5 protein-coding genes are annotated in these 6,053 nt (G+C 62.2%); 3 read left to right on the top strand and 2 right to left on the bottom strand.

What is annotated here, in order from left to right; genetic code table 11:
* Positions 1-5 precede the first annotated feature (5 nt).
* Together DB032_RS08165 and DB032_RS08170 are read right to left on the bottom strand one after the other, a co-directional pair.
* The gene (locus DB032_RS08165) at positions 6-1,133 is read right to left on the bottom strand and encodes a PilT/PilU family type 4a pilus ATPase (RefSeq protein WP_233246666.1); all 1,128 of its coding nucleotides are present in this window, start codon (positions 1,131-1,133) and stop codon (positions 6-8) included.
* Positions 1,134-1,264: 131 nt separating this feature from the next.
* Positions 1,265-2,947 carry a long-chain-fatty-acid--CoA ligase gene (locus tag DB032_RS08170; protein WP_107799035.1) on the bottom strand — a complete coding sequence of 561 codons (1,683 nt, stop codon included), beginning with the start codon at positions 2,945-2,947 and terminating at the stop codon, positions 1,265-1,267.
* Positions 2,948-3,260: 313 nt separating this feature from the next.
* On the opposite strand from DB032_RS08170, the gene rimP reads away from it, so the two are divergent.
* The 3 genes from rimP to DB032_RS08185 all read left to right on the top strand — a co-directional run.
* A complete protein-coding gene (rimP, locus tag DB032_RS08175) occupies positions 3,261-3,686 on the top strand; it encodes a ribosome maturation factor RimP (protein ID WP_048409119.1) in 426 nt (141 codons plus the stop codon).
* 51 nt (positions 3,687-3,737) lie between these two features.
* Positions 3,738-5,216 (top strand): transcription termination factor NusA, encoded by a 1,479-nt coding sequence (nusA, locus tag DB032_RS08180; RefSeq protein ID WP_107799036.1) that lies wholly within the window; start codon positions 3,738-3,740, stop codon positions 5,214-5,216.
* A 39-nt stretch (positions 5,217-5,255) separates the two neighbouring features.
* Positions 5,256-6,053 (top strand): translation initiation factor IF-2 N-terminal domain-containing protein (locus tag DB032_RS08185; RefSeq protein WP_199225849.1); only part of this gene is annotated, 798 nt, incomplete at its 3' end.

A 6,053-nucleotide genomic window follows, 5' to 3' on the forward strand; every position in this document is an offset into this window, starting at 1 on the left:
TGGGTTTACAGGTCCAGTTTGATGCTGTCGAAGCTTGGCGGCTCGCCGCCGGCTTGCTTATCGTCGCCGCTTGCCGCTTTTTCCTTGCTCTGATTGATCAACCAGTACAAGTTGGTGGGCGAGTCGGCGTTTCTCAGGGCCTCGTCCAGGCTGATGCGCCCCGTGCTGTAGAGCCGGTACAACGCCTGTTCGAAGGTTTGCGAGCCATCGCTCATGCTGCTTTCGATGGCTTCCTTGATTTTGTCTATCTCTCCGTTTCGGATCAACTCCGAAATGCGCGCGGTGTTGATCAGGATTTCGATCGCCGGCACCCGGGCGCCGTCCACCGTGGGGATCAGCCGTTGCGAAACCACCGCCTTCAGCGCGGAGGACAGGTCCATCAGCAAGGCGGCGCGGCTTTCCGCCGGGAAGAAGTTGATGACCCGGCTCAGCATGTGATAGCTGTTGTTGCCGTGCAGCGTGGAAATGCACAGATGGCCGGACTGGGCGTAGGTCACCGCCTGGGTCAGGGTTTCCGGGTCGCGGATCTCGCCTATCATCAGCACGTCCGGCGCCTCGCGCATCGCGTTTTTCAGCGCGCGGGCGTAGGAGAGGGTGTCGAAGCCCACTTCGCGCTGGTTGACGATGGACTTGTCGTGGCGGAACAGGAATTCGATCGGGTCCTCCACGGTGAGGATGTGGCCGCTCATGCTCTGATTGCGGGTTTGCAGCATGGCCGCCACGGTGGAGCTTTTGCCGGAACCGGTGGAGCCGACCACCAGGATCAGGCCGCGCTTGAGCTTGATCAGTTCGCTGAGCACCGGCGGCAGCTGCAAATGCTCCAGCGACGGAATATTGGGCAGGATGTAGCGCACCACCATGCCCACCGAGCCGCGCTGCCAGAAGATATTGATGCGGAAACTGCCGAGGCCGGGCACCGGGTGGCCCAGATTCATTTCGCGTTCCTGTTCGAAGACGCCGATTTCCTCTTCGCTCATCAGGCTGTAGGCCAGCTGTTTGACCATGTCCGCGGTCAGCGGTTTTTCGTTCATCGGCAGCAGCTCGCCGTTCTGCTTGATCATCGGCGGGGAGAAGCTGGTGAAGAACAGATCGCTGGCGCGGCGTTCGGCCATCAATTTGAAAAACGGCAGCATCAACATAATCGTGCACCCGAAGCGGCAAGGTTTATCAATGGAACGGTTCTTTTAAAGTGTAGCCGGCCCGCGCCCAAAAAAAACGCCGCCCGACAGCGCGGGCGGCGGCGATTTCATGGCGTCCGCATGGATCAGGCGGGTTTGGCGCCGCTGTTCTCGTCGCGCAGCGCGCGGCGCAGAATCTTGCCGACATTGGTCTTGGGCAGCTCGTCGCGGAATTCCACCAGCTTGGGCACCTTGTAGCCGGTCAGATTGTCGCGGCAGTGCTGGATGATGTCTTTTTCCGTCAGCGCGCGGTCTTTGCGCACCACGAAGACCTTGACCACCTCGCCGGACTTGTCGTCCGGCACGCCGATGCAGGCCACTTCCAGCACGCCGGCGTGGCCGGCCACCACGTCTTCGATCTCGTTGGGGTAAACGTTGAAGCCGGACACCAGGATCATGTCCTTCTTGCGGTCCACCAGTTTGACGAAGCCGTCCGGCGTCAGCATGGCCATGTCGCCGGTGGCGAGGAAGCCGTCCGGGCTCAGCACCTTGGCGGTTTCGTCCGGGCGGTTCCAATAGCCTTTCATTACCTGAGGGCCGCGGATGCACAGCTCGCCCTGCTCGCCGGGGGCCACTTCCTCGCCCTCGGGGCCGCGCAGCTGCATCTCGGTGGAGGGCACCGGCACGCCGATGGTGCCGTTGTAGGCGGCGAGATCCAGCGGATTCATGCACACGGCCGGGCTGGCCTCGGTCAGGCCGTAGGCTTCCACCAGGGTGACGCCGGTCACTTGCTTCCACTTGTCCGCCACCGCTTTTTGCACCGCCATGCCACCGCCCAGCGCCAGGCGCCAGGTGGAGAAGTCGAGCTTGGCGAATTCCGGATTGTTCAGCAGCGCGTTGAACAGGGTGTTGACCCCGGTCATGCAGGTGATCGGGTACTTGCCCATTTCCTTGATGAAGCCGGGGATGTCGCGCGGATTGGTGATCAGGATGTTGAGCGCCCCCACTTCGGTGAACACCATCAGATTCGCGGTCAAGGAGAAGATGTGATAGAGCGGCAGCGCGGTGACGATGATTTCCTGTCCCGGGCGGATCACCGGCTTCACCCATTCGCCGGCTTGCAGCATATTGGCGACGATATTGCGGTGAACCAGCATCGCGCCCTTGGAGACGCCGGTGGTGCCGCCGGTGTATTGCAGGAAGGCGATGTCGTCGTGGCCCAGCTTCACCGGCCGGTAGGGCGCGCGCGCGCCTCGGGACAGAACGTCGCTGAAGCGGACATGGCCGGGCAGGCGCCACGGCGGCACCATCTTCTTGACCTTGCGCACCACGAAGTTGACCAGCATGCCCTTGGCGAAGCCCAGCATCTCGCCGATGGAGGCCACGATCACGTGCTTGACCTGGGTGCGCGGCAGCACCTGCTCCAGCACGTTGGCGAAGTTCTCCAGGATCACGATGGTTTCCGCGCCGGAGTCCTTCAGCTGATGCTCCAGCTCGCGCGGGGTGTACAGCGGATTGACGTTGACCACGGTGCCGCCGGCGCGCAAGGTGCCGAACACCGCGACCGGATATTGCAGCAGATTGGGCATCATCACCGCCACGCGGTCGCCCTTCTGGAGCTTCAGCTCATGCTGCAGATAGGAGGCGAACTGGCCGGAGAGCTGGTCCATCTCGCGGTAGCTGAGTTCTTTGCCCATGCAGGCCAGGGCGGGGCGGTCATGGAATTTCTTGACGCTGCGGTCGAAGACTTCGACCACGGATTGAAACTGGTTGATGTCGATTTCGTGAGCTACGCCCGGCTGGTAGTTTTTGAGCCACACCTTTTCCATAAATCCCGGTTTCTCCATCGTGCTGGTTAACGAGAGTCGCGCCAGCGTATCGCGCGCCGGCGGGCGTCGTACCTATTTGGTGACTATATATTTGTTATGTCGCGGCGGCTTGGCCGCTCATGACGTCAAACTGCTGTTTGAGTGCCCGGTAATGTACCGTAACTGGAACCGCTCGCAAAGAAGTCCGGCGCAAACAGCCGTCCGGTCCCGTTGGAGGCGGGCGGTTCGCCGGTTTTCTTTTTCAATGGAATAGGTTACAATCGCGTCGGTTAGGGATGGGCGTTTCGCCCATTTTTTATTTGTGGAAAAAGCAATGGATGTTCGTTTGCTGCTGGAAAACACCCTGCCGGGTCTGGGCTACGAGTTGGTCGATTTCGAAATGACCCCAGGGGGCGGTTTTCGCGTTTTTATCGACAAGCCGGGTGGCATCACCGTGGAAGATTGCGTCCAGGTGAGCAATCACTTCACCCGCCTTTTCATGGTCGAGAACATCGACTACGAGCGACTCGAAGTGTCTTCGCCGGGCTTGGACCGTCCGCTGAAGAAAGAGGCTGATTTCGTCCGCTTCGCCGGTAAGCTTGCCAAGATCAAGACGCGCATGCCGATCGAGCAGCAGAAGAAATTTACCGGTCGTCTTGCCGGGGTCGAGGAAGACTCTGTGAAGCTGGATGTGGATGGCCGCATCGTGGCGATTCCGTTTGCCAATATCGACAAGGCCAGGCTGGAGCCTGAGTTTTGATGTCTGGACGGCCATAAGCCACGCAAAAGGACAAAAATCGGAGAGGAATGAATGAGTCGCGAGATTTTGTTGCTGGTGGATGCCCTGGCGAGCGAAAAGAATGTCAGCAAGGATGTGGTGTTCTCCGCCCTTGAGATGGCGCTTGCCTCGGCAACCAAGAAAAAGTTTACCGATGACGAGATGGACGTGCGCGTCGAAATCGACCGCCACAGCGGTCAATATCAGACCTTCCGCCGCTGGTTGGTGGTGGAAGACGAACTGCTGGAATCGGAAAGCAAGGAAATCGGCGTAATCGACGCGCGCGAGCGCGATCCGCGCATTGAAGTGGGCGCGTTCATCGAGGAGCCGATGGAGGCGGTGGAGTTTGGCCGCATCGGCGCGCAAACCGCCAAGCAAGTGATCCTGCAACGCATTCGCGACGCTGAGCGCGAGCAGCTGCTGAACGAGTTCCTGCAGCGCCGCGAGCACCTGGTGACCGGCACCATCAAACGCATCGAGCGCGGCAACGCCATCGTGGAATGCGGCAAGCTGGAAGCGGTGCTGCCGCGCGATCAGATGATCCCCAAGGAAAACCTGCGCGTGGGCGACCGCGTCAAGGCTTTCCTGTTGCGCATCGATCGTCTGGGTCGCGGCCCGCAGCTGGTGCTGTCGCGCACCTCTCCGGATTTCCTGACCAAGCTGTTCGAGCTGGAAGTGCCGGAAATCGACGAAGGCCTGCTGGAGATCAAGGCCGCCGTGCGCGACGCCGGCATGCGCGCCAAGATCGCCGTCAAGGCCAACGACGCGCGCATCGATCCGCAGGGCACCTGCATCGGCATGCGCGGTTCCCGCGTTCAGTCGGTCAGCCAGGAGCTGGGCGGCGAGCGCATCGACATTGTGCTGTGGGCGCCGGAACCGGCTCAGTTCGTGATCAACGCGCTGTCGCCGGCTGAAGTTAGCCGCATCATGGTGGACGAAGACAACCACAGCATGGACGTGGTGGTGGAGGAGGAGCAACTGGCGCTGGCCATCGGCCGCAGCGGCCAGAACGTCAAGCTGGCCGCCGAGTTGACCGGCTGGTACCTCAACATCATGACCGTTGCCGAGGCTGAAGAAAAGCATCAGGCGGAAGACGCCGCCGTGCGTGATCTGTTCGTGAGCGCCCTGGGCGTGAGCGAAGACGTCGCCGCCGTACTGGTGCAAGAAGGCTTTGCCGCTTTGGAAGAAGTGGCGTATGTGCCGATTGCGGAGATGCTGGAGATTGAAGGGTTTGATGAGGAGCTGGTCAACGATCTGCGCATCCGCGCGCGTGACGCTCTTTTGACACAGGCTATTGCGTCCGAAGAAAAGGTGGAAAGCGTTTCCGATGGCCTGCGCGATATCGAGGGCCTGGACGCCGAGCTGGTTCGCAAGCTGGCCGAAGGCGGCGTGATCACCCGCGACGATCTGGCCGATTTGGCCGTGGACGATCTGGTGGACATGACCGGCATGGAGGCCGAGACCGCCCGCGCCGTCATCATGAAGGCGCGCGAGCACTGGTTCGACCAGTAAGGCCTGTCCGGAAAGAATTTACAGAATTTGGGAAGACGCATGGTTTTGACAAACGTAAAACAATTTGCCAGTGAGCTTAACCTCACACCGGAACGCCTGCTGGAACAGCTGGGCGCGGCCGGCGTGAGCAAACGCTCGCCGGATGACGCGCTATCCGCGCAAGACAAGTCCCAGCTTCTTGACTATCTGAAGCGCTCCCACGGCGCGCGCGACGAAGAGTCGCGCATCGCCCTGACGCGCAAGTCCACCAGCGAGATCAAGACCGCCGACGGCAGCACCGTCAAGGTGGAGACCCGCAAGAAGCGCTTCGTGGTGCGTCCGGAAGAGGCGTCCGCGGCTCAGCCCGCCGCGGCCGAGTCCAGCCCGGCCGAGCCGGTGAAGGCGCCGGAACCGGCGCCGGCTCCGGCGGTGGAAGCCAAGCCCGAACCGAAACCGGAAATCAAGCCCGAGCCCAAGCCGGAACCGGCTCCACAAGCCGCGGAAGCCAAGCCCGAGCCCAAGCCGGCTGAAGCGCCGCGCCAGGAAGCCGCCAAACCGGCCGCTCCCAAGCCGGCCGCTCCGGCGCAGCGTCCGACCGTGGCCTCCATCCTGAGCCCGGAAGAAATCGCCGCTCGCGAAGCCGAGGAAAAGCGCCAGGCCGCTTTCCGCGCCCGTCAGGAAGCGCTGATGCGCGAAAAGATCGAGCGCGAAGAGCGCCGCCAGGCCGCGCGCCAGGCCGCCTTGCAACCGCCGCCGGCTCCCGAGCCGGTGCGCGCCGCTGAGCCGCCGGCTCGCCGCGAAGAACCGCGCCGCGACGACCGTCGTCCGGCCGGCGCCGGCGACAACCGCGGCCCGCGC

The organism is Chromobacterium sp. Panama (assembly GCF_003052555.1).
In the GTDB taxonomy this organism is placed as follows: domain Bacteria; phylum Pseudomonadota; class Gammaproteobacteria; order Burkholderiales; family Chromobacteriaceae; genus Chromobacterium.